This is a genomic window from Acinetobacter sp. YH12100, assembly GCF_013419135.1.
Classification (GTDB): Bacteria; Pseudomonadota; Gammaproteobacteria; order Pseudomonadales; family Moraxellaceae; genus Acinetobacter; species Acinetobacter pseudolwoffii.
Genome location: NZ_VPAQ01000006.1, coordinates 1 through 21,958, shown reverse-complemented (window position 1 = coordinate 21,958; position 21,958 = coordinate 1). Strand labels below are relative to the sequence as shown.

General features: G+C 43.1%; 25 protein-coding genes and 1 rRNA gene. 16 read left to right on the top strand and 10 right to left on the bottom strand.

Annotated elements, in window-relative coordinates:
• Positions 1 to 97: 97 nt before the first annotated feature.
• The 5 genes from FTU40_RS05705 to FTU40_RS05685 all read right to left on the bottom strand — a co-directional run bounded on the left by FTU40_RS05705 (position 98) and on the right by FTU40_RS05685 (position 4,290).
• Positions 98 to 1,153 carry a porin gene (locus FTU40_RS05705; RefSeq protein WP_180040123.1) on the bottom strand — a complete coding sequence of 352 codons (1,056 nt, stop codon included), beginning with the start codon at positions 1,151 to 1,153 and terminating at the stop codon, positions 98 to 100.
• 303 nt (positions 1,154 to 1,456) lie between these two features.
• Positions 1,457 to 1,870 (bottom strand): HIT family protein, encoded by a 414-nt coding sequence (locus FTU40_RS05700; protein ID WP_005170623.1) that lies wholly within the window; start codon positions 1,868 to 1,870, stop codon positions 1,457 to 1,459.
• 31 nt (positions 1,871 to 1,901) lie between these two features.
• Entirely contained in the window at positions 1,902 to 2,171 is a 270-nt protein-coding gene (locus FTU40_RS05695; RefSeq protein ID WP_005170626.1) for a YARHG domain-containing protein, read from the bottom strand.
• 86 nt (positions 2,172 to 2,257) lie between these two features.
• On the bottom strand, positions 2,258 to 3,130 hold the full coding sequence (locus FTU40_RS05690) for an NAD(P)-dependent oxidoreductase (RefSeq protein WP_005097081.1): 873 nt from the start codon (positions 3,128 to 3,130) through the stop codon (positions 2,258 to 2,260).
• Between the two features lie 62 nt (positions 3,131 to 3,192).
• Positions 3,193 to 4,290: an alpha/beta fold hydrolase gene (locus tag FTU40_RS05685; RefSeq protein ID WP_100355327.1), complete on the bottom strand. Its 1,098-nt coding sequence runs from the start codon at positions 4,288 to 4,290 to the stop codon at positions 3,193 to 3,195.
• A gap of 142 nt (positions 4,291 to 4,432) precedes the next feature.
• Here FTU40_RS05685 and FTU40_RS05680 point away from each other — a divergent pair, with 142 nt between their 5' ends.
• From FTU40_RS05680 to trpB, 9 genes are all read left to right on the top strand, one after another.
• Positions 4,433 to 5,620: an O-succinylhomoserine sulfhydrylase gene (locus FTU40_RS05680; protein ID WP_100355326.1), complete on the top strand. Its 1,188-nt coding sequence runs from the start codon at positions 4,433 to 4,435 to the stop codon at positions 5,618 to 5,620.
• Positions 5,621 to 5,648: 28 nt separating this feature from the next.
• Positions 5,649 to 5,978 (top strand): YbaB/EbfC family nucleoid-associated protein, encoded by a 330-nt coding sequence (locus FTU40_RS05675; RefSeq protein WP_004731251.1) that lies wholly within the window; start codon positions 5,649 to 5,651, stop codon positions 5,976 to 5,978.
• A gap of 13 nt (positions 5,979 to 5,991) precedes the next feature.
• A complete protein-coding gene (gene recR, locus FTU40_RS05670; RefSeq protein ID WP_004278698.1) occupies positions 5,992 to 6,588 on the top strand; it encodes a recombination mediator RecR in 597 nt (198 codons plus the stop codon).
• A gap of 178 nt (positions 6,589 to 6,766) precedes the next feature.
• Positions 6,767 to 7,909: an HRDC domain-containing protein gene (locus FTU40_RS05665; protein ID WP_005097077.1), complete on the top strand. Its 1,143-nt coding sequence runs from the start codon at positions 6,767 to 6,769 to the stop codon at positions 7,907 to 7,909.
• A gap of 130 nt (positions 7,910 to 8,039) precedes the next feature.
• Entirely contained in the window at positions 8,040 to 8,345 is a 306-nt protein-coding gene (locus tag FTU40_RS05660; RefSeq protein WP_159138294.1) for a YcgL domain-containing protein, read from the top strand.
• A gap of 21 nt (positions 8,346 to 8,366) precedes the next feature.
• Positions 8,367 to 8,750 carry a hypothetical protein gene (locus FTU40_RS05655; protein ID WP_074383190.1) on the top strand — a complete coding sequence of 128 codons (384 nt, stop codon included), beginning with the start codon at positions 8,367 to 8,369 and terminating at the stop codon, positions 8,748 to 8,750.
• Between the two features lie 21 nt (positions 8,751 to 8,771).
• The gene (locus FTU40_RS05650) at positions 8,772 to 9,623 is read left to right on the top strand and encodes a MoxR family ATPase (protein WP_180040121.1); all 852 of its coding nucleotides are present in this window, start codon (positions 8,772 to 8,774) and stop codon (positions 9,621 to 9,623) included.
• Between the two features lie 13 nt (positions 9,624 to 9,636).
• Positions 9,637 to 10,824 (top strand): VWA domain-containing protein, encoded by a 1,188-nt coding sequence (locus FTU40_RS05645; RefSeq protein WP_100357027.1) that lies wholly within the window; start codon positions 9,637 to 9,639, stop codon positions 10,822 to 10,824.
• A 103-nt stretch (positions 10,825 to 10,927) separates the two neighbouring features.
• The gene (gene trpB / locus FTU40_RS05640) at positions 10,928 to 12,136 is read left to right on the top strand and encodes a tryptophan synthase subunit beta (RefSeq protein WP_005170649.1); all 1,209 of its coding nucleotides are present in this window, start codon (positions 10,928 to 10,930) and stop codon (positions 12,134 to 12,136) included.
• A 126-nt stretch (positions 12,137 to 12,262) separates the two neighbouring features.
• Here trpB and FTU40_RS05635 read toward each other — a convergent pair whose 3' ends face one another.
• The 3 genes from FTU40_RS05635 to FTU40_RS05625 form a co-directional block, all read right to left on the bottom strand.
• Positions 12,263 to 12,694 carry a CBS domain-containing protein gene (locus FTU40_RS05635; protein ID WP_005170650.1) on the bottom strand — a complete coding sequence of 144 codons (432 nt, stop codon included), beginning with the start codon at positions 12,692 to 12,694 and terminating at the stop codon, positions 12,263 to 12,265.
• 104 nt (positions 12,695 to 12,798) lie between these two features.
• Complete coding sequence (locus FTU40_RS05630) at positions 12,799 to 13,179, bottom strand: DUF2750 domain-containing protein (protein WP_005170652.1); 381 nt, start codon at positions 13,177 to 13,179, stop codon at positions 12,799 to 12,801.
• A gap of 151 nt (positions 13,180 to 13,330) precedes the next feature.
• The gene (locus FTU40_RS05625) at positions 13,331 to 13,564 is read right to left on the bottom strand and encodes a hypothetical protein (RefSeq protein WP_005097069.1); all 234 of its coding nucleotides are present in this window, start codon (positions 13,562 to 13,564) and stop codon (positions 13,331 to 13,333) included.
• 224 nt (positions 13,565 to 13,788) lie between these two features.
• On the opposite strand from FTU40_RS05625, the gene FTU40_RS05620 reads away from it, so the two are divergent.
• Together FTU40_RS05620 and FTU40_RS05615 are read left to right on the top strand one after the other, a co-directional pair.
• The gene (locus FTU40_RS05620; protein ID WP_035337940.1) at positions 13,789 to 14,148 is read left to right on the top strand and encodes a hypothetical protein; all 360 of its coding nucleotides are present in this window, start codon (positions 13,789 to 13,791) and stop codon (positions 14,146 to 14,148) included.
• Between the two features lie 97 nt (positions 14,149 to 14,245).
• Positions 14,246 to 14,569: a hypothetical protein gene (locus FTU40_RS05615; RefSeq protein WP_005097067.1), complete on the top strand. Its 324-nt coding sequence runs from the start codon at positions 14,246 to 14,248 to the stop codon at positions 14,567 to 14,569.
• Here FTU40_RS05615 and FTU40_RS05610 read toward each other — a convergent pair.
• Positions 14,493 to 16,070: a pitrilysin family protein gene (locus FTU40_RS05610; protein WP_180040119.1), complete on the bottom strand. Its 1,578-nt coding sequence runs from the start codon at positions 16,068 to 16,070 to the stop codon at positions 14,493 to 14,495. The genes FTU40_RS05615 and FTU40_RS05610 overlap by 77 nt on opposite strands.
• Positions 16,071 to 16,081: 11 nt before the next feature.
• On the bottom strand, positions 16,082 to 17,476 hold the full coding sequence (locus tag FTU40_RS05605; RefSeq protein WP_180040117.1) for a pitrilysin family protein: 1,395 nt from the start codon (positions 17,474 to 17,476) through the stop codon (positions 16,082 to 16,084).
• 178 nt (positions 17,477 to 17,654) lie between these two features.
• Between FTU40_RS05605 and ftsY the strand changes: the two genes are divergently transcribed.
• The 5 genes from ftsY to FTU40_RS05580 form a co-directional block, all read left to right on the top strand.
• Positions 17,655 to 18,761 carry a signal recognition particle-docking protein FtsY gene (gene ftsY, locus FTU40_RS05600; RefSeq protein ID WP_005097061.1) on the top strand — a complete coding sequence of 369 codons (1,107 nt, stop codon included), beginning with the start codon at positions 17,655 to 17,657 and terminating at the stop codon, positions 18,759 to 18,761.
• Positions 18,762 to 18,934: 173 nt separating this feature from the next.
• On the top strand, positions 18,935 to 19,624 hold the full coding sequence (locus FTU40_RS05595) for a nitroreductase family protein (RefSeq protein WP_180040115.1): 690 nt from the start codon (positions 18,935 to 18,937) through the stop codon (positions 19,622 to 19,624).
• A 191-nt stretch (positions 19,625 to 19,815) separates the two neighbouring features.
• A complete protein-coding gene (locus tag FTU40_RS05590) occupies positions 19,816 to 20,409 on the top strand; it encodes a nitroreductase family protein (RefSeq protein WP_005097059.1) in 594 nt (197 codons plus the stop codon).
• Between the two features lie 199 nt (positions 20,410 to 20,608).
• Positions 20,609 to 21,262 (top strand): DUF2057 domain-containing protein, encoded by a 654-nt coding sequence (locus tag FTU40_RS05585; protein WP_180040113.1) that lies wholly within the window; start codon positions 20,609 to 20,611, stop codon positions 21,260 to 21,262.
• Positions 21,263 to 21,737: 475 nt separating this feature from the next.
• Positions 21,738 to 21,958, top strand: a 16S ribosomal RNA gene (locus FTU40_RS05580); the annotation flags it as partial.

Below are 21,958 nucleotides of genomic sequence, written 5' to 3'. Positions count from 1 at the left end.
CAATCTTTCTCATTTTATTTATATTGATAAAAAACACGCCAAAAAAAAGAACATGCTGGAAGCATGTTCTTTTTAAGCTTTCTGAGGAGAGCAGAACTTAGAAGTCGTAACGTAAACCTAGAGATAGACCCATTGCATCTTCACCATCTGCACCACCTGTGATACCTGAAGTTTTTGTACTACGGCCTTGAGTCCATGGTGTCAAGTTAGAGTTTTCATCATTCAGTACAGTTGCCAAGTTTGCATATACACGTACTGCTTTGTCTAAACGATGTTCTACACCAAGTGCCAATAATGTTGCATTTGCATCATCTGCATCTACATCACGGTGGAACACTTGACCACGTAGATATGTTTTTGGCGCAAATTTATAGTCAGCAGCTACACCAAATACTTGAGCATCTGGATTATCAGCATCATTATCATGCGTTAAATACTGATATAAACCACCGAAGTTTAATTCTGGTGTAATTTTATATGCAGCTGCAACACGGAAGCCATCACGTTCGCCACGACTTGCATCTTCTTCATAGTGTTCATAAGCAGCAGCAAAATCAACCGGACCTTCTTTATAAGTTAAAGCTAAGTCATATGCTTTGCTTTTTTCCTTATCAGCCACTTCTGTTTCGCTGTGCAGAGATACAGCACCGATTACATTAAAACCGCTACCAAACTTTGGTGATTTATATTCAATCGTATTGGCATTACGTTCATCAAAACGTAAGTCACCCGCACGAGTTACGTTTCGGATATCACCTAATTGGTCACCAAAGAAGTTGACTGGACCACGCGCTACTTTAAATGGGCTGTCAAAGCGGCCTACACGTGCTTGACCAAAGTCACCTTTTAAGCCAACGAAAGTATCACGCGTTGCGAAGTTAACACCATCATCTTTATCTTCAGCACCGCTAGCGAAGTTGATTTCTTGTTCGATTTGACCAAAAACAGTCATGCCATTTTCTAATTGTTGTTCAGCTTTAAAGCCTAGGCGTGAAGAGTTTGAAGAAAGACCTACTTCGTTATAATCTGAGCCATTATCAAGATAGTCTAAAGATACGTGTGCACGACCATACACTTTAACATCAGCAGCAGCTGCCATCATTGGTGTTAAAATTGTTGCCCCAATTGCTAATGCAGATAACGTTTTTTTCATGTGTTGCTCCAATAAAGACTTTTTATTCATCGTCTTAAAACAAGTTTCAGTCATGTGTTGAAACATGTACCGCTCTATTGGTGCCAAGTATCGATTACAAATAAGACAGTAAGATTAAGGAAATATTTCAAATCTGTTAAATGTTGTATTTTGTAAGTTTTGTAATATTACACATTCAATTTTTTGTATTTAAAGATAATTTGGTTGCTATTATCTTAATGATTCGCATTTATTTCTAAAGTTTTATGCTTTAAGTAGAATAAAAAAATGGAGCCGAAGCTCCATTTTTTTATTCAGTTAAACTTAAAGTGCAGCTTTGATTTTTTCAGCCAGCGCTTTAATTTTTTCCTGATCACCCATCTGGGCAGCATGTTTACCCAAGTTGTGCAGAGAAGTCGGCACTAGATGAAAATGAATATGCGGTACAGTCTGACCAGCAGCAGCACCTGATAATTGCATCAGGACAATGCCATCAACGCCCAAACCTTTTTCAATTGCTTTCGCAACCTTCTGTACAATTTGAATCGTATAGGCCGCAGCTTCAGGATCTAGATCTAGTAAAGTGATGGCTGGTGCTTTCGGAACGACCAGAGTATGACCATCTGCTTGCGGCATGATGTCCATAAATGCAAGAACCTGGTCATCTTCATACACTTTAATCGCAGGAAGTTCACCGCGTAGAATTCGTGCAAAAATATTCTGATCATCATAAGTCATAAGTACATTCCTTGAGCGTTATTGAATTGAATTATTTACAGTTCAATTCTTTCTGACGATCTTTGATCACGTCAAGACGCTGTTGCTCTTTTTCCGAGAATTTTGGCTTGGTTGTATAGCAATTGTCATTGCCGAACTTCGCTTTTGCTTCTGGATCTTTAAAACAGAATCCTTTAGACGCATAAATCACGTCATGATCATTTTTCAATTTTTTGCATTCCTGTTCAGATGCAAGAACCGATGTTGAAGCCCCGAACAAAGTTGCTAAGCCAATTAATGCTGCAACAGAAAATTTCTTCATGCGAGTTTCCTCTGGGTTATCCACTATATGTGCCTGCCTACTAGTCACAATATGAGGTTTTGTTATCATTATTCAATGGCGAGATATTACTCGATGGTAATATTACTCCATGATTCATACATTTTCACGGCACTGGAAAAATCACTGTTTTTATCCGATAGATCACTGGCCGCCTGAATTAGATTCTGGGTTAATGATAGCACAGGCGCAGACAGTTTAGCCTCACGCGCCAGATCGATTGCGATGCCGGTATCTTTGGCCAAGAGTGGCAGGGCAAAGGTTACAGGAAAACTGCGATTTAAAATACGCTGTGGTAATACGGTTTCGGTCACCATGCTTTTACCACTTGAAGCATTAATACAATCCAGTGCTTCATTCAGGTTGACTCCATGTGCTTTCAGCGTAGTAAAGCCTTCTGCGACCGCACACAGGTTTACAGCCATTAACATATTATTCACGGCTTTCACTGCAAAACCTGCGCCAGATTCACCGACATGCTTAATCAGTGTGCCAAAAGCCTGCATCGCAGGAAGGGCTTTTTCAAAACCTTGGACATCGCCGCCTACCATCACTGTCAAGGTGCCATTTTCAGCACCAATGGTTTGACCGCTGACCGGTGCATCCAGAAAGATCGCCCCACGTTCAGCCAGTTGTGCTGCCAGTGTTTGCGCGGAATCCGGTACACCACTGGTACAGTCGACCCAGACTGAGCCGGATTTAAGCGACAAATTTTCCAGAAGTTGTGCTACATCGGCACTGGTCGGCAAACATGAAAAGATAATATCTGCCTGAACGGCCTGTTCTAGCGTAACGGCTTGAGTGCCATATTCAGCAGCATGTTGCTCTGCTTTGTCAAAATTGCGGTTCCAGACATAGACGGTATCAAACTGCTTGGGTAAATGTGCCGCCATACGATAACCCATGGCACCTAAACCGATAAATGCTACTGACTGAATCATGCTGTATCCTCTGAATATGTAAATAAATTTTAATGTTTTTTGGCGATGCTGACGCAGATGCGCTAAGCATCAAGACGTGTAGAGCGCTGCGCCAGCCAGGTCGTCATTTTGGGCCAGAACGTATTGGCTGTTTTCTGGTTGGACATCAGGCCCAGATGACCACCCGGAATCAGAGTAAACGTCTTGTCCTGGCTACTTGTCAATTCTATCAAAGGCTTAGCTGACTGTTCTGTGACAATCTGATCGGTTTGGCCGGCACCGACCAACAGCGAGCAGCTGATATTCTTAAGGTCAACAGTACGACCATTTAAGGTGATTGAACCTTGTTTTAAAGGATTTTGCAGCCACAGATGTAAGACCATGTCCTGATTAATCCCGCCCGGATAATCAATCATCTTATTCAGAAAATTTCCCATGGTGGCATGTTCATAGACATTTTCGACATGATCCAGATTCAGCAAAAACTGCTTCTGGCTTTTCAGCCAGCCGATCGGATCCAGTAACTTAAAGCCCAAGGCATTTACAATGCCGGGCGTATGAATATATTGCTTTGGAATATGACCCTGATGAATGGCCTGTTGCAGATTTTTATTTTTAGAAATCAGTTTATTGGTGGTCGAAAACAGTTTGCCGACCCGTCCTGATGCATAACTGTCGATGGGGCTGCCAACGACCATCAAATTTTTGACATGTTCAGGCGAATGCAAGGCGGTATAAAGCGTGACAAATACCCCAGCCATACTCCAGCCGTGTAGGGAAATGAACTGACTGTCCGAATGCTTGCAGATGGTTTCAATAGATTGAGGAATGGCTGCATCAATAAAAGACAAAAAGTTTAAATGACGATGTCTAAAGTTAAAACGTTTCCATTCCACCAGATAGACATCAAAACCGCTATGCTGAAAATGCTTGACCAGCGAACGATAGGGATACAGATCATAGATATCCATATTGATGGCGAGAGGGGCGACAAATACCAATGGCTCCTTGTATTTCTTATCGGGTGAGGCGTAATAGCGAATCTTGCAAAACTCGGTGCTGGCAATATATTCAAAAGGCGTTTTTTGCGACAGAATCAGAGAGGAGGCATTAAACATCCGGGCACTGAAATGTTTCAATTTTTTTTGCTGGCGCTGAAAGTTTTGTTTTAACTGAATCATGTAAATAAAATATCCGTATCCGGGGAAGGATTGATCGAAGTCTAAGCAATAATTGCTTATTATGCCTTGACCTGAAATAGCATAGGCGCTCAAAATGTTGGCAATTTTTTACAAAAGGCAGCCTTAGGGCTGAGGTAGAGCGATGAGCCAGCAAGACGATATTTCATATCAATTAGAAACTTTAGCCATCCGTATAGGTCATACCCGTAGCTTTGAGGGTGAGCATGCTGAACCCATTTTTCTAACATCGTCATTTGTTTATGAAAATGCCGCCGAAGCTGCTGCGAAATTTTCAGGTCAGGAACCGGGCAATATCTATTCTCGCTTTACCAACCCAACCGTTGCCATGTTTGAAAAACGTCTGGCGGCACTCGAAGGTGCAGAGCGCGCCGTTGCTACCAGTTCAGGTATGGCTGCCATTATGGCAGTGACCATGGCTTTTTTGAAAGCAGGTGATCACGTCATCTGCTCACGTGCAGTCTTTGGTTCGACTGTTTCGCTATTTGAAAAATATGTCGCAAAATTTGGGGTTAGTGTCGATTTCGTCGATTTGACCGATCTTGATGCATGGAAAAATGCCATCCAGCCTGAAACCAAATTACTGTTTGTTGAATCTCCATCAAACCCGCTTGCAGAAGTGGCTGACATTCAGGCATTGGCTGATATTGCCCATGCCAATGATGCTTTACTGGCAATCGACAATAGCTTCTGTACACCAGTGTTACAACAACCCCTCAAATTTGGTGCAGACCTGGTGGTGTATTCTGCGACTAAATATCTGGATGGTCAGGGCCGTGCCTTAGGTGGAGCTGTGGTTGGAAACCATAAACTGCTGGAAGAAATCTTTGGTTATGTGCGTACCACAGGTCCTTCAATGAGCCCGTTTAATGCATGGGTATTCCTGAAAGGCTTAGAAACGTTACGTTTACGTATGCGTGAGCATTCAGCAAGTGCGCAGCAACTGGCTGAATTTCTGGATCAGCATCCAAAGGTAGAGAAGGTTTATTATGCCGGTCTGCCTGCGCATATCGGTCATGCGCTGGCAGTGAAACAGCAGACGGGTTTTGGTGGCATTGTGTCTTTTGAGGTGAAAGGCGGTCGTGAAGCCGCTTGGACAGTCATTGACAATACCCGGTTTATCTCGATCACCGGTAACCTGGGGGATGCGAAATCAACCATTACCCATCCGGCAACCACCACACACGGTAAATTATCGCCTGAAGCCAAAGAAGCAGCAGGTATTCGCGAAGGTTTAATTCGTGTTTCTGTTGGTTTAGAAGAGATTGGTGATATTATTCGTGATATTACTCGTGGTTTAGATCTTATCTAATTTTATAAATTTATGTTCGGAGATATTTATGAACATTAATATGTTGATGCAGCAAGCTCAGCGCATGCAAAAAGAAGTTGAAAACAATGTAAAAAAAGCCAAAGAAGAGCTGGCACAAACTGAAGTGCATGCCGAAGCGGGCGGTGGTTTGGTCAAAGTCACCATGACTTGCCGCAATGTGGTGAAGCGTATCGAAATCAACCCTGAATTACTTCAGGATGATCCAGACATGATCGAAGATCTGATTGCTGCTGCAATGAATGATGCTGCGCGTCAGGCAGAATTGGTCTCTGATGAAAGAATGAAAGCAGCAAACTCGGGTATGGGTTTACCACCGGGTCTGGCAGGTATGTTCTAAGGAAGAATGCGCAATGTTTAGTGATCGTTTTGATCAACTGGTTCAAGCATTACGCATTTTGCCAAGCGTTGGGCCGAAATCGGCTCAACGTATGGCATTGCATATGATCATGAAAAATCGTGAAGGTGCAATTGGTCTGGCGCATGCGTTGACTGAGGCGACCAACTACATTCATGAGTGTTCGGTTTGTCATTCATTGACTGAAGATGAAGTGTGCAATATCTGTACGTCGCTAGATCGTGATGATGAATTGCTCTGTGTGGTGGAATCACCTGCAGATGTTATGGCGATTGAGCAAAGTGGCAGCTTTAGAGGGAAATACCATGTACTGGGCGGGCATTTGTCACCGCTCGATGGGATTGGTCCTGAAGAAATTGGCATTCCGTATTTGTTGCACCGTTTGGCCAATGGTCAGGTGAAGGAAGTCATTCTCGCTACTAATGCGACGGTAGAAGGTCAGGCCACGGCACATTATCTGGTGGAAGCGAGCAAGCATCTGCCGATCCAGATGACTCGAATTGCCCAAGGTGTACCACAGGGCGGTGAACTGGAATATGTCGATAGTCATACCTTGAGTCAGGCCGTACATAACCGGATGCGCATGAAGTAAGATAGACTTAAAAATCTTGTTAGTTTTAATATAAAAAAGATATTATTTAAAATCTAGAGCCTAATAAATAAGGGGTATTTTTGCTAGATAGAGCAGAATCAGCGTTATTTTTTATACAAAAATTCTATAGATCAGTTAATATGGATCTATCGAGAATCTAATTTTAGACTCAGTCTTTATGTTTCAATTTATTCAACATCAAAACGATTTATACCCTGTGCTGAACCTGATGGATCAGAGTTCTGTTTACGGGCTGGATACCGAATTTATCAAGGTCGATACTTTGTGGCCGAAACTGGGTGTGTTTCAGATCAATGTAGACAACAAGGTCTATTTGCTGGATGGAACTACCCTGGATCTGACTGAGTTCTTCAATAAAGTTTTTAACGCCCAGCAGAATATTTTTCATGCTTGTAGCGAAGATATTGATCTGCTTTATCACTATACCCAAAAGAAATCACTGACCAATGTGTTTGATACCCAGGTCGGCATGTCTTTTCTGGGGCATGGTCTGCAAGTCAGCTATCAGAATGCGCTCAAACAGATGCTGGAAGTCGATATCGAAAAAGACCAGACCCGTTCTAACTGGCTGGCACGTCCTTTAAGTTCAGAACAATTACTTTATGCGGCCAATGATGTGCATTATCTGGTCAAGCTGTCTGACAAAATCAAACAAGAGCTAGATACGAAATACCTACTGGATTTTGCCTTGCAAGACTGTCGTTTCTTGACTCAGGAAATTGGTGAAGATACACCAACGGCCTTGTTATATCAGGATGTGGGGAATTATCGCCATTCACGCCGTCAGCTGATGCAATTACAGCAATTGATGGTCTGGCGCGATCAGATTGCCAAAGCACTGAATCAGCCACGTAGTTTTATCTTAAAAAATGTCAGTATGATTGATCTGGTCGAGAAGTTCCCGCGCAATAACTTCCAGCTGAGTCAAGTCAAAGATATCCGTTCAAATGTGGTTCGTGAACATGGTAAAACCATTCTGGATCTGCTGAAATTCTTGCCGGAACCGGAAAGCTGGCCGTTACGTCTGGCGCGTCCAATCCGTCATTCCTCCAAAGATATCGGCGAAAAGATCGATAACATCATTCAAAATGTAGTCGATGAAACCTCAATTCCAAAAGAAGTGCTGATGCGTAAAAAATGGCTGAATGCCTTGTATCAGCATGTGGTCTTTCATAAGGATGAGCAGGATCTGCCGGATTATCTGCTGGGCTGGCGCTATGAACTGTTAACCCAGCCACTGATTCAGGTGCTGCATCAGGATGAATCTTATTTATCGACCCAGATGAAAGTCAGCGAGTGATCGCTTGCAGGATTGGTTAAAGATAGAGCAATTATACAAAATCACGACTGATGCATGAGACGTGGCTAATGTTTCTGTCTTTTTTTTGATGTATCCTTGCGGATGTTTTTCCAGAAAAGTCGTTTGAAACATGCAAGTGTCTATCTACAAATCCAGCAAAAAAAGTGAAATGTATCTGTATGTGGCGCGTCCTGCGGATGAAAGCGAAGCTGAAATATTCGAGCCACTCAGCGTATTGTCTGAGCCCGTACAAGCCGCATTTGGACGTGCGACTTTTGTCATGCATCTTGAACTGAGCGAATCGCGTAAACTGGCACGTGCCAATGTATTGCATGTGATGGATTCTATTGCTACACGTGGTTTCTTTTTGCAAATGCCGCCAGAAGGCTTGATTGATCCGAATGCAGTCGCTCCAGAAGGATTGCGTGGCGCTTAATGTTAATTCAGGAGTTGTGAAATGAATGGTTATGTTGCTGTCTTAGACTCAATTCCTGAACAGAGCATTGCTGTTGCGGTTTATCTGCTGGGCAGCCTGATTGCTTTATGGTGCTGGTATGGCGTAACCAAGCGGCTGCCTAAGCCGCTTGGTGGTTTTTTGTGGATTTTAGGCTTTGCCATTCTATTGACACCGACGGTATCCGAGGGGCCGAATGCCTCTATCGCACCTGCAATTTTTGGCTTGCTGTTTGGTGTGTTGACCAAAGAGCAAGCTCTGATTTGGATTAATGCGTCACTTATTTTATTTGTCATTGGGATTGGATCTGTGATTGGCTATTGCTGGTCGACCTATGTGTCGAACAAGGGCAATCTTCGTGTTCACAAGAAAAGTTCACCGTTGTAAGTAAAAAAATAAGGTTAAATCATGTCTGCTGATCATCAACAATTTTCAGGTACAGCTCAGTACATTGCGACTGACAGTTTAAAGTTGGCGGTTAAAGCTGCCCGTAGTTTACAAAAGCCGTTATTGGTCAAAGGTGAGCCTGGTACAGGGAAAACTTTATTGGCTGAGCAGGTAGCAGAAAGTCTGGGCCTAAGACTGATCACCTGGCATATCAAGTCCACCACCAAGGCACAGCAAGGCCTGTATGAATACGATGCGGTGTCGCGCCTGCGTGATAGTCAGCTTGGTGATGACCGTGTCTATGACATCAAGAACTACATCAAGCCGGGTAAACTGTGGGAAGCATTTACCAGCGAAGAACGTTGTGTCTTGCTGATTGATGAAATTGATAAGGCAGACATCGAGTTTCCGAATGACTTGCTACATGAACTCGATAAAATGTCGTTCTATGTGTACGAGACCGGGGAAACCATTACCGCAACTCAGCGCCCAATCGTGATCATTACCTCAAATAATGAAAAAGAATTGCCAGATGCTTTCCTGCGTCGTTGCTTCTTCCATTACATCGAATTCCCAGATGAAGCCACCATGCGTGAAATCATTGATGTGCATTTTGCCAATATCTCGACCACACTGGTGAATGAAGCCTTACAGGTTTTCTTTAAATTGCGCCAGATTCCGGGTTTAAAAAAACCACCTTCAACGTCTGAACTGATCGACTGGCTCAGTCTACTCATGGCTGACGACATGCCGGAAGATATTCTGCGCAATACTGATAAATCTAAAGCAATTCCACCTTTGTACGGTGCATTAATCAAGAATGAGCAAGATGTGCAGTTGCTCGAACGTCTAGCATTTATGTCACGTCGTTAAGGGAGAAACACGCATGTTTGTGCGACTGTTTTATACCTTACGCAAATACGGCGTGCCGGTATCGACTCGTGAGCTGATTGACCTGAATCAGGCGGTTGCTGCAGGTCTGGTGTTTGCCGATCAGGATGAATTCTATCAGCTGGCCAAAACCGTCATGGTCAAGGACGAGCGCTATTTCGATAAGTTCGATCGCGCCATGAAAGACTATTTTGATGGTATCGCGACCTTTGATCTGGATGAACTGCTAAATCAGGTGCATAAGCTGCCCAAAGACTGGTTCGATCTTGAACTGCTTGAAAAGCATTTGACTCCTGAACAGCGCGAAGAGCTGAAAAAAGCCGGATCATTAGAAGAACTGATGAAAATGCTGGAAGAGCGTCTGCGCGAACAGCATAAAAAACATCAGGGTGGTAACAAGATGATTGGTACCGGTGGGACTTCACCCTTTGGTGCTTATGGCGATCATCCTGAAGGCGTGCGTATTGGCGGGCCGGGGCGTAAGCGTTCTGCGGTGAAAGTCTGGGAGCAGCGTCAATACCGCAATCTGGACGATGAGCAGATTTTGGGTAGCCGTCAGATGCAAATGGCACTGCGCCGTTTGCGTAAATTCGCGCGTCAGGGTGCAGCCGAAGAGCTGGATATCGATGGCACGATTCGTGAAACCGCCAAGCAGGGTATTTTAGACGTACAGCTGGTGCCTGAGCGCCGTAACCGCATTAAGGTGCTGATGCTGTTTGATGTTGGCGGTTCCATGGACTCACATATTGCCCAGTGTGAAAAACTGTTTAGCGCAGCCAAAACCGAATTTAAAACCCTGGATTATTTTTATTTCCATAACTGCCTGTATGACTATGTCTGGAAAGACAATATCCGTCGTTCCAGTTCACGCATGAATACCTGGGATTTACTCAATACCTATGGTCGCGATTATCGGGTAATTGTGGTCGGTGATGCCAGTATGGCGCCTTATGAAATCACCTCGGTCGGCGGCTCGGTTGAATATATGAATGATGAAGCAGGACAGGTCTGGCTACAGCGTCTGCGACAGCATTTTGATAAAACCGCATGGCTGAATCCCGAAGAAGAAAACTATTGGCATTACACGCATAGCATTGGTTTAATTAAGCAAATCTTTGAAGATCATATGTTTCCAATGACTTTGAAAGGCATTGAAGATATGACCAAATATCTCGCGCGTTAATTTTATTTTTCTGTTAGTGGCTTTATCTATAATTATGAGTGGGTTAACCACATTATTTTAGGATAAAGTCATTTGTTGTACATTCCAAAGTTCAGGAATTATTATGGCTCATCAAATTAATGGTATTGCTTTACCCAATGAGGACGGCTTTTTTGGTCAATATGGCGGTCAGTTTATTCCGCCCGATCTAAAACAGGCGATGGACGATATCAATGTCGCTTATCAGGAAATCCGCCATACTCCAGAATTCCAGAACGAGCTTAAAGACCTGTTTGCCAACTATGTGGGTCGTCCAAGTCCTTTATTTCATGCCAAGCGTCTGTCAGATCAGTTAGGCGGTGCACAGATTTATCTGAAACGTGAAGATTTAAATCATACAGGTGCACACAAGATCAATCATTGTCTGGGTGAGGCTTTGCTGGCCAAATACATGGGCAAGACCAAAGTCATTGCAGAAACTGGTGCGGGTCAGCACGGCGTCGCATTGGCAACTGCCTGTGCCTTGGTTGGGATTCCATGTGAAATTCACATGGGTCAGGTGGATATTGAAAAAGAGCATCCAAACGTCGTAAAAATGAAGATTCTGGGTGCGCGCCTGATCTCTGTGACGCGTGGTACAGCAACCCTGAAAGATGCAGTTGATAGTGCATTTGAAGAATACTTGAAAGACCCGAAAAATTATATCTATGCCATTGGTTCGGTGGTGGGGCCGCATCCATTTCCAATGATGGTACGTGATTTCCAGTCCATTATCGGTGATGAAATCAAAGTGCAAAGTAATGACCGTTTTGGTGCAAACCCGGACTATGTGGTGGCCTGTGTTGGCGGTGGTTCCAATGCAGTGGGTGCATTTACCGCGTTTTTAAATGAACCGGAAGTAAAGCTGGTGGGCGTAGAGCCGGGAGGTCATGGCCTGGACACCGATATGCATTCGGCGACCTTAACACTGGGTAAACCAAGTCAATTGCATGGTATGGCCTGCTATGTGCTGGAAGATGAGCAGGGTGAACCTTTACCGGTACATTCGATTGCTTCTGGCCTGGATTATCCTGGTGTGGGGCCGCAACATAGTCTGCTTAAGGATTTGGGCCGGGTCGAGTACACCACCGCCACCGATCAGGAATGTCTGGATGCTTTCATGACCTTGTCGCGTGTAGAAGGCATTGTGCCGGCTTTAGAGAGTTCGCATGCAGTGGCCTGGGCAATTCGTGAAGCAGGCAAATTGCCAAAAGAAGTCAAGATCGTGGTCAATCTTTCTGGTCGTGGTGATAAAGACTCGGATTATGTGGCAGAAAAATTAGGTCTAAACTGATTTTATCCAAAACACGAGTATAAAAAATCCCGGTTATATACCGGGATTTTTTATACATTCAATCGAAGCTTGATCTTCAGTTATTTAAATGCGCTTCAAATATTGGAGAGAAAGCCAGAGATGCTTTTAACCTGAAATATACTGCTGCAGCTGTTCAATGAGTTTGCGTTGATCATCCATTGCTGCCTTGACCAGATCTCCGATTGAAATCAAACCGATCAGTTTTTCATTCTCCACTACTGGTAAGTGCCGCAGGTGACGTTCAGTCATCAGCGATAAACAGTCTTCTACGGTGGTAGATGTGGTTACGGTAATCACTTTAGAGGTCATGATCTCGTTAACCGTGGTGTCGAATGAGGTTCTTTGCATCAGGGCAATTTTACGGGTGTAATCTCGCTCTGACAGAATACCGACTACATTGTCTTCATGGGTTACCACAAGCGCCCCGATTCCTTTGTCGGCCATCAAGGTGATGGCTTCTAGAACTGTAGAATCTGGACGGATGGTATAAATAGCTTGATGCATTTTTTCATTGAGCACCTGTGCCACATTGGTCATGCTTAATCATCCTTACTGGTCAATTTATTATTAATCCTAGAGTATGCATTCAACCTGAACATCTCTAAGTGTTTAGGTTTTAGTCTTTATAAATAACATGTTATTTAAGCAATGTGCAGTCTTTGTTCAGAAAAAAATAGATGACGCATTTGTGCAGCAGTCAGTTTGAGTCTGGTGCCATTGGTATTACACAGGGCTGGCGTAACATTCAGTCGTGACAGGGTCGGCAATAATGCATTTTCAAAATCTTCAGAGTTGATTTTACGCGGGATATAATCCGGCCAATGCTGCTTGGCGTAGTTTTTGGCATCCAGTGGATTCAGCCAAAAGGGAAAAATACAGTCTTCCTGATCGCGCATCATGGCCCAGCCTTGATGATATGCGCCCCATAGCTCGCCACAATTCCTTAGGGATTTCAGCATGGTGATCTTGAAAAGAGACTCTTTACAGATCGGATCAATTTGAATAATTTTTCGTGGTTTCATTAGAATAAAGTGCAATTAAGTGTCTGGCTCTATTCTAGGAACTTTGTATGAAATTACTGTTTCAGCTTTGCAAGATTTCGTAAGAGAATATGTATTTATTGCTATTTATCGAAAAAAGAGCGGAAAAAAACGCCACCTAGGTGACGTTTCATCATGCTTGCAGGGTGGCCATGTTTTGCCAGTACTGCGCTTTGAGTGAATCCCGTTCTACACGGAAGCCTTGATAATAAAGTTCTGCTAAAAAAAGCGCCGCTTTACCATGACCTGCACGAGCTGCATCTTCAAGCTGTTTTACCGCATCCACAAAGTTCATTTGGGATTGGATGGTATTCACGGCATCTGCATACAGATGTTCCAGATCGTGTTGAGAGAGTTGTTGTATCATATAAAAACTCCTTAATTTTAATTATGATTACAGGACAGACTAATCAGTCTAAATACAAATATAACTTAGTATTGTTAAACTAATATTACAAAATAATGGAAAAGTCAACCATTCGATTTTATTCGTTTACTTTAGTTATAGTTTACATGACTAAACTATACACACTTATAAATATTATTAAGATAAATTGTAAATAGAGATCAAACAATAAGGAGAAAGCCATGATGACAAGAACTTTAGATGGTGTAAATTTTGATATGCCACCAACTGCTGGGCAAATCCTTGAACTTGCACATTTGCATCGCAAGAAACTGGATGACGCTATATTTAGTAAATATACGCATCTAGGTAATTATGGACTGGCACAACGTAAAGAGGTGTATGACTTTACCCGTGCTCTGGACGTCAATCAGCGTGAGCAGTTCTATAAACTCTATAATGGCGAGTTGGTTCGAATTGCAGATGAAGATCGCCTGCATCCCCCTGAAGCAGAAGCGGGGTTAAGTAAATTTGCTGTTGCACTGGTATTGGTGATTGTAGCATTGGTGCTCTATTCCACTATTCTGAGCAGAATGATGAGCTAATCCGCAGAGTCGTGGATTTTAGCCCTGCTAAATATGGCGCTACTGACTTGAACTTATATAAGCCTAACCATACACTACCTTTAACTTGAGGTAGTGTATGTCTATAGATACAGAAAAGTTAATTCAATGGTTCAGCAGAATCAAGCTGGAACAGATTTATAATATTGTTGTCATTTTTATGGTTGTGGTAATTTTATTTTTAGCCGCATTGGCTCTCTATCGTCCGCTTAGCATCTCTCAAATCACCCAGATTCGGCAACTTTCTGAACAGCAAAATTTGCCCCAAACTCAGGATCTGGCACTGGCTCTATTAGAGCAGCAGCATATCCGTCGTGGGCAGTATCTTAAATTGATGCAGGCCTATCAGCAGGAGTCTCTGCGGGCGCGTCAGCTGCCACCGCTCTCGGTGGAGATGCCTTAGGCACAGGGTTTGCTGGCAAATTGAAATTGGCATCCATTAAATTCTGCTCCAAACGCATTTTCAAGGCATCTTTATCCAGTTCTTTATTGACCACGACCAGCGTTAGGCGGTCTGGATGTAAATGTTTGCGTATTGCATTTTGCACATCCTTTGCGCTAATTCTGGCTAGACGTTCCGGATAACTGGATAAATAATCATTTTGCTCACTATAAAAGCCCATATTGCCTAACTGGGCATTAATGGTGGCATTGCTGCTGTAATTGTTAGGGAAGGCGCGCAGCATGCCTGCTTTGGTTTCTTCCAGACGTTGAGTGTCAATCGGTTGGCTGACAAAATTGATAAATGCCTGATGTGCAATCTGAATACTCTCTAGTAGCTGATCCTGCCGTGTAGAATATTTAAAGCTGAATACTCCGGGTGCCTGACTAAAGCTGAATGAGCTATAAGCGCCGTAGCTAAAACCACGTTTGACCCGCAGTTCCTGCATCAGTACCGCATTAAATCCACTCCCGCCAAACATGCGGTTGGCGACTTCTAGGGCCAGTCGGTCTTCAGTAAAGCGTGATGGCCCTATATGTCCAAAGGTGATATGCGCCTGAGACGAGTTATAAGGTAAATGCACCACTTCAAAACCAGATTTAATTTCAGGCGGTGGTAATGCAGCTGCTTTTTGACCTTGAGTTAAATTGCCGGCAATCCGTTCTGACAGTTCCAGCGCCTGTTTGGGGCTGAGTTTACCGGTAATAGCAATATTCATATTTTGCGCCACCAGAAACTGATCACGGAATTGTTTTAATAATTCGGCATTAATTTTCTTGGTACTGCCTTGGGTGCCACTGATTGGTTCTGCATAAGGATGCTGACCATATAGAGTGCGATAAAAACGAATATCCATCAGCCGGCTTGGATTTTCCTGTAATTGCTTTTGTCCCACTTGGGTATTGCTTAAAGCCAGATTAATACTGGCGGGTTTAAATGACGCATTCTTTAGAACTTCCATCATCATTCCGAGTGCCGGTTCCAATTTATTTGGATCTGAAAGCGTACGCAGCCGAACCACAAACATGTCCCGATAGGCCTGTACGCTAAATTGTGCTCCAGTCTGGTCAAAAATTGCCGCGACCTGATTCGCACTATATCTGTCTGTGCCTTCACGCATCAACTTGGCTGCCATACTGGACAGGCCATAGAGTCCTTTAGTAATTTCCTGATCACGCGCCGAGCCGGCATTAAAGGTCAGCTGGATATCCACCATTGGAAGATCTTGGGTTTCAACAAATAGCGTACGTACCTGATAGCGATTGTTCAGGTCGTGAATATACGGTGCCTGAAATTCACGCTGCGGATTGAGATTTTTCAGGCTTTGCAACAGAGGGATAGACTGTAACTGACTCGGATTATCGTTTTGATCGGGTTGAGGGTCCAGATAATTTTCTGCATGAACAGCAGAAGCAAAACTTAAAATAAAAATAAGTAAAAAAGGGCGAAGATGATGACGCATTGCAATCCCCATTATTGGGCTTTTTGTTCAGGTGAGAGATAAAGTGTGCTGAGATTGTCTCGGACGAAATAGGCATTGGCGACACGCTGGATATCCTGAACGCTGACACTTTCAAAATGCTTGGGTAGTTGATCCATCAGCCGATAACTCAGTCCATTGACTTCCAGATTGCCAATCATTTTGGCCTGGCCGGCAATATCATCCTGACTATAAATCAAACTGGAGATAAAGCGGGTACTGATACGATCTACTTCCTGTTGGGTCATGGCGGTGGTTTTGAGTACATCCACTTCATCCTGAATCGCTTGTTGTGCCTCTTGCAAAGATACGCCTGGCGCAGGTAAGGCAGAAATGCCAAACAGGCTGTCACCACGATTATAAGGATCATAAGAAACGCTGACAGAGGTCAGAATTTTACGATCACGCACCAGACGGTCTTGCAGGCGTGAAGAAATGCCGCTGTCCAAAAGACTGCGAATAATGGTCAAGGCATACGCATCTTGTGGGTTTTTGGCAGTGCCGAGGGATTTCACATTCCAGGTCATGTACAGATTGGGCACCTGAACATTACTGTTAATTTCCATATGCCGATAGCCTAAGCGCTCAAACTCCAGCACATCATTACGTGGCGGTGTTGGACGCGCAGGGATATCTCCAAAATATTTTTGCACTTGCGCTAAAGCCGCTTCCGATTCCACATTTCCGACAATTACCAGAATAGCATTATTGGGGCTATACCAGTCCCGATACCATTTTTTGACATCATTTAACTGAATATTGTTCAGGGTTTTCATATGTCCAATCACCGGTTGGCGATAATGGCTGGTCGGATAACTGATCCATTTAAAGCGTTCAAAGGCCTGAGCGCGCGGGTTGTCATCGGTACGCTGGCGCCGTTCTTCCATCACCACTTTAATTTCTGGCTCAAAGTCCTGCTGCCGCAGTAATAAATTGCTCATGCGGTCAGATTCAAGTTCCAGCGCCATGGGAAAATAAGCTTTAGGATAGAGCTGATAATAATTGGTGTAATTGGTAAAGGTGGCGGCGTTGATGCTACCGCCATAAATCCGGCTCAGACGGGTAAATTCGTCATTTGGAACTTTATGCGTACCTTTGAACATCATGTGTTCAAGTGCATGCGAGACCCCCAGAATATTGCCAGATTCATCACTGCTGCCGACTTTGTACCAGATCTGGGTCATCACCATGGGCGCACGATGGTCTTCCCGAATAATGACTTTTAATCCATTACTTAAAGTCGTTTCAAAAGTGGTGCGTGATAATTCACTACGAGTCTGGGCTTGGGCCTGATTAATACTTAATCCCAGCAATAGGACACCAAGTGGATAAAGTGTTTGTTTAATCATTCTGGAAACAGAGGAGACAGTCAAAAAGGTGGCGGACACTAGATCTCCCAAAAATAGGCATTTGTATTTAGGGTTATTTTTAATAAATGCGGAGATGAAAGCAACCAAGAGCTGTAGCTTTTTGGTATGTTTGTCCAGCATTTGCATTGCTAGCTGCAAAGCAGGCAAGTTATGGTAGAATCTGGGTTTTTAACGCAATGCTTTTCAAGGATTCGGCATGCAACAGCAATCTAATGGGCAAAACAAATTTTTGATTGATGCTGATATCGGAGATGATGATGTCACATTACCGAGCTTACCTGCGGTCAATGTGCCTATCGTAGAAACGCCAAGCGAAGCAGCTGTAGTTTCTGCACCTGTCGTAACAGAAACTGAAAATGAAGATTCTGCGGCGAAAGGTGGCTTCTTTAGCCGTATGAAAGAGGGTTTAACCAAAACCCGTAAAAACCTTGCCGATGGGATGGTCAATATCCTGATCGGTGGTAAAGAAATTGATGATGAATTATTAGAAGAAGTCGAAGAGCAGCTGCTGGTGGCCGATATTGGTGTGGAAGCCACCAAGACCATCATTGCTAACCTGACCGAGCGTACCGAACGTGGTGACTTGATCTACTCGCATTCACTGTATAAGGCGCTTCAGGAAGAACTGGTGGCTTTATTGGCACCCCGGGTAAAACCGCTACACATTGATCCGAATAAATCGCCTTATGTGATTTTAGTGGTCGGTGTAAATGGTGTAGGTAAAACCACCACGATTGGCAAACTGGCCAAACGTCTGCAAGGTGAAGGCAAGACTGTCATGCTGGCGGCAGGTGATACTTTCCGTGCAGCTGCAACGGAGCAGCTACAGATCTGGGGTGAGCGTAATAATATTGCGGTCGTGGCTCAAGGCAATGGTGCAGACTCGGCTTCAGTCATTTTCGATGCTTTTGAAAGTGCGCGTGCCAAAGGCGTAGATGTATTAATTGCTGATACAGCTGGTCGTTTGCATAACAAAGGTCATTTGATGCAAGAGTTGACCAAAGTAAAACGTGTCATGCAGAAAATTGATGCGACTGCACCACATGAAGTGATGTTGGTTGTCGATGCCGGAACAGGTCAGAATGCCATTAACCAGGTCGAAATGTTTGATGAGGCGGTAGGCCTAACCGGTTTGACCATTACCAAACTCGATGGGACTGCCAAAGGTGGCGTACTGTTTAATATTGCCAGTCGTACTCATGTGCCGATTCGCTTTATTGGTGTGGGTGAGAAAATTGATGACTTGCGTCCTTTCTCTGCCAAATCTTTTGTTGCTGCATTGTTTGAAACTGAAAATAAATAATGCGTGATAATTCACACAAACTCCGCTAAGTGCGGAGTTTGTTGTTTTTGAGGGGTTTGAATGCTTTAAAAATCAGCTAGAAAATATGAACCAGATCTATCTACCGTAATAAAGCCATTATACTTGTATGGGATTATTCGAGCTGTTTTAGCTGGGTTTTGTGGGGGGAAGAAATGGCATTGCTAAATAAAATTGGTCAGGTATTAACAAGTGATATAACCAAGGACTTTAAATTTTCGAAAAAAAACAAACCCGATGATGATTTGAAACTGACTTTTGTTGATCAGTTGAAAAAGCGCCGTAGTATTTATGAACTTGGCAAGCGGGTACATTATAGTCAGGCGTATCTGAGTGAAATGCTTCAGGCAGCAGTTCGCAGTTGTCCTTCAGCCTATAATTCCCAAAGTACGCGGATTGTATTGTTATTTGCGGATTCTCATTATAAGTTTTGGGAACTTGTCAAACAGGTTCAGCGCCAGCATGTGCCCACACATATTTACGAAGGTGCAGAGATCAAGTTAAATCAGTGTGCCGCGGCATATGGCACGATTTTATTTTACGAAGATCAAGCCGTGATTCAGCAACTACAAAAGAAAATGCCGCTCAATGCAGAAGATTTCCCGATCTGGTCTGAACAGACATCAGGAATGGCGCAATTTGCCGTGTGGACTGCATTGGCAGATTCGGGTTTAGGTGCATCTTTACAGCATTATAATCCGCAGATCGACACTTTAGTCGCCGAGCATTTTGACATTGAAAAGAGCTGGTTGTTACGTGCCCAACTTTGCTTTGGCTCGATTGAGCAGGCAGCAAAAGAAAAATTAGAACAGCAAGATCAGCACTTTTTTAAAGTATTGGGTTAAAAACCGATGAAGGACGGTATAGCAGCATGGATGCTGCGAATGAAATCTAATACAAATATTCTATTCAGATCTAAGTCTGATTGTTCTATAAATAAAACACATTGTTATGGGAATGCACCTGTTTTAAGTGCTCAAAACACGTAGTATGACTTTATCAGTTTTTAATAATCAAAATACATAGAGGTGAGTTTATGGCATTTTTAGATCAAATCAAACAGCGCCGAAGCATTTATACCATTGGGAAAAATGTGAGCCTGGAGCAGGCTGAAATTGAAAATCTCATTAAAGATGCAGTTAAACACAGCCCATCATCTTTTAACTCGCAAACTTCTCGTGTGGTAATTTTATTTGGTCAATCACATGATACTTTCTGGCATATTGTGCGTGAAACCTTGCGTGATCTTGTTTCGACAGATGCATTTGAAGCAACCAATAATAAAATTAATGGTTTTGCAGCAGGTTATGGCACCGCATTGTTTTATGAAGACCAGAATGTGGTGAAATCGATGCAAGAACAGTTTGCACTCTATGCCGATAACTTCCCGGTCTGGTCAGAGCATTCTTCAGCCATTGCGCAGTTTGCAACCTGGACAGCTTTGGCAGAGAAAAATATCGGTGCCTCGTTGCAGCATTACAATCCAATTATTGATGAAGAAGTTGCACAAACTTTTGAAGTCCCATCGCACTGGAAGCTTCGCGCGCAATTGGTCTTTGGTTCTATTGAAGCACCTGCAGGCGAAAAAACCTTTATGGATGATGCGGAGCGTTTTAAAACCTTTGCATAAATCGGGTTTCAGCTAAAAAGAAGTGCTTTTGTGCTTCTTTTTTTATTTGTACTGGCTAATAGCAGATAATTTAAAATTGCCAGTCAAATAAATGCTAAAAGTTCAGGTGAAATAAGAGAAGTTTTTGTCATAAAATTGTCATTTCGACGCGGCATAGTGCAGCTCAACTTTAATAATTAACTTGAAATGAGTAGATGATATGGATTTTCGTATTGCGGCAACTGTAGCGGCACTGTTGTTTAGTACCTCGGTTTTTTCAGCGGTGACTATTACAGTACCTGAAGAAATTAAGATCGTTGCGGTAAATAATCAGGAAATAAAATCAAGTCTATTACGTTCTAATTCAACTTATAAACTGGATGCTGGAATGAATAATATCAGCGTCCGCTATAATGAGTTTTTTCAGCACTCTGATAATTCACATGACATTTTAAAGTCGGGAGTGCTTACTGTAAAAACTCCAGAGCTTAAAGATGGTGAAACCTATCGTTTAGCGTTAATTAATGCACCTCAGAATTTTGACGAAGCTAAAAAGTACCAGGATCAGCCCATCATTGGCTTATATGATGCAAAAAATCAGCTGCTTGTTCAGCAAGCGGGCGCTAAAGATACAGCGAGAACATGGTTTGCAAATAATGTATTGACCAAAACAGTCGAGATGAGTAGCAAGTCAGCAACATCACTTAATCAACCAGCACCTGTATATGCTCAGGCAGCTAGTGTAGCTACGGTCGCCACTCCTCAAACTCAATTCGTCGGGCAGAATGATCAACAACTCATTCAATTATGGCAAAAGGCCTCCAAAGCTGAACGTCAAAAATTTATGACTTGGTTGGCTGAACAGACGAATTAAAAGATAAAGTATGAAGGATCAAATGGTATTGATGCTTTTTTAATAGGTAGAGTGCAGAGATTTATATTTGGTTATACTTTTAATGCAAAAAATCTGGAAAATCTCTCAGAAAAGGCTAAAAATAACATTTTAGATTAAAAAATAAACGTACAAGTCACTTTTTTGAATCTTTTTGAGAAAAGCCCTTGCGCTTGTTTCTAAAGTGTATAGAATACGCTGCATCAAGGCGATACAGCAAAACGAACTTAGCTGATTGAGTTAGGTTATTGTGTGAGTTGCCTGGTAGCTTGTTTCTGACGAAGAGCAAGAAGATCATTAAGAGATTATGAAGAACAACTTGTGTGGATTTTTACTGGTTGATTGATCGAAATTATTTTCATTGATTGATGGTAGAAATTACTCGAAGTTTATTTGAGAAATATTTGTCAGAAAATTGATGAGCCAAGATTGGTGTCCTTTAGGCACTACTGATTTTAAACTGAAGAGTTTGATCATGGCTCAGATTGAACGCTGGCGGCAGGCTTAACACATGCAAGTCGAGCGGATGAAAGTAGCTTGCTACTGGATTCAGCGGCGGACGGGTGAGTAATGCTTAGGAATCTGCCTATTAGTGGGGGACAACATCTCGAAAGGGATGCTAATACCGCATACGTCCTACGGGAGAAAGCAGGGGATCTTCGGACCTTGCGCTAATAG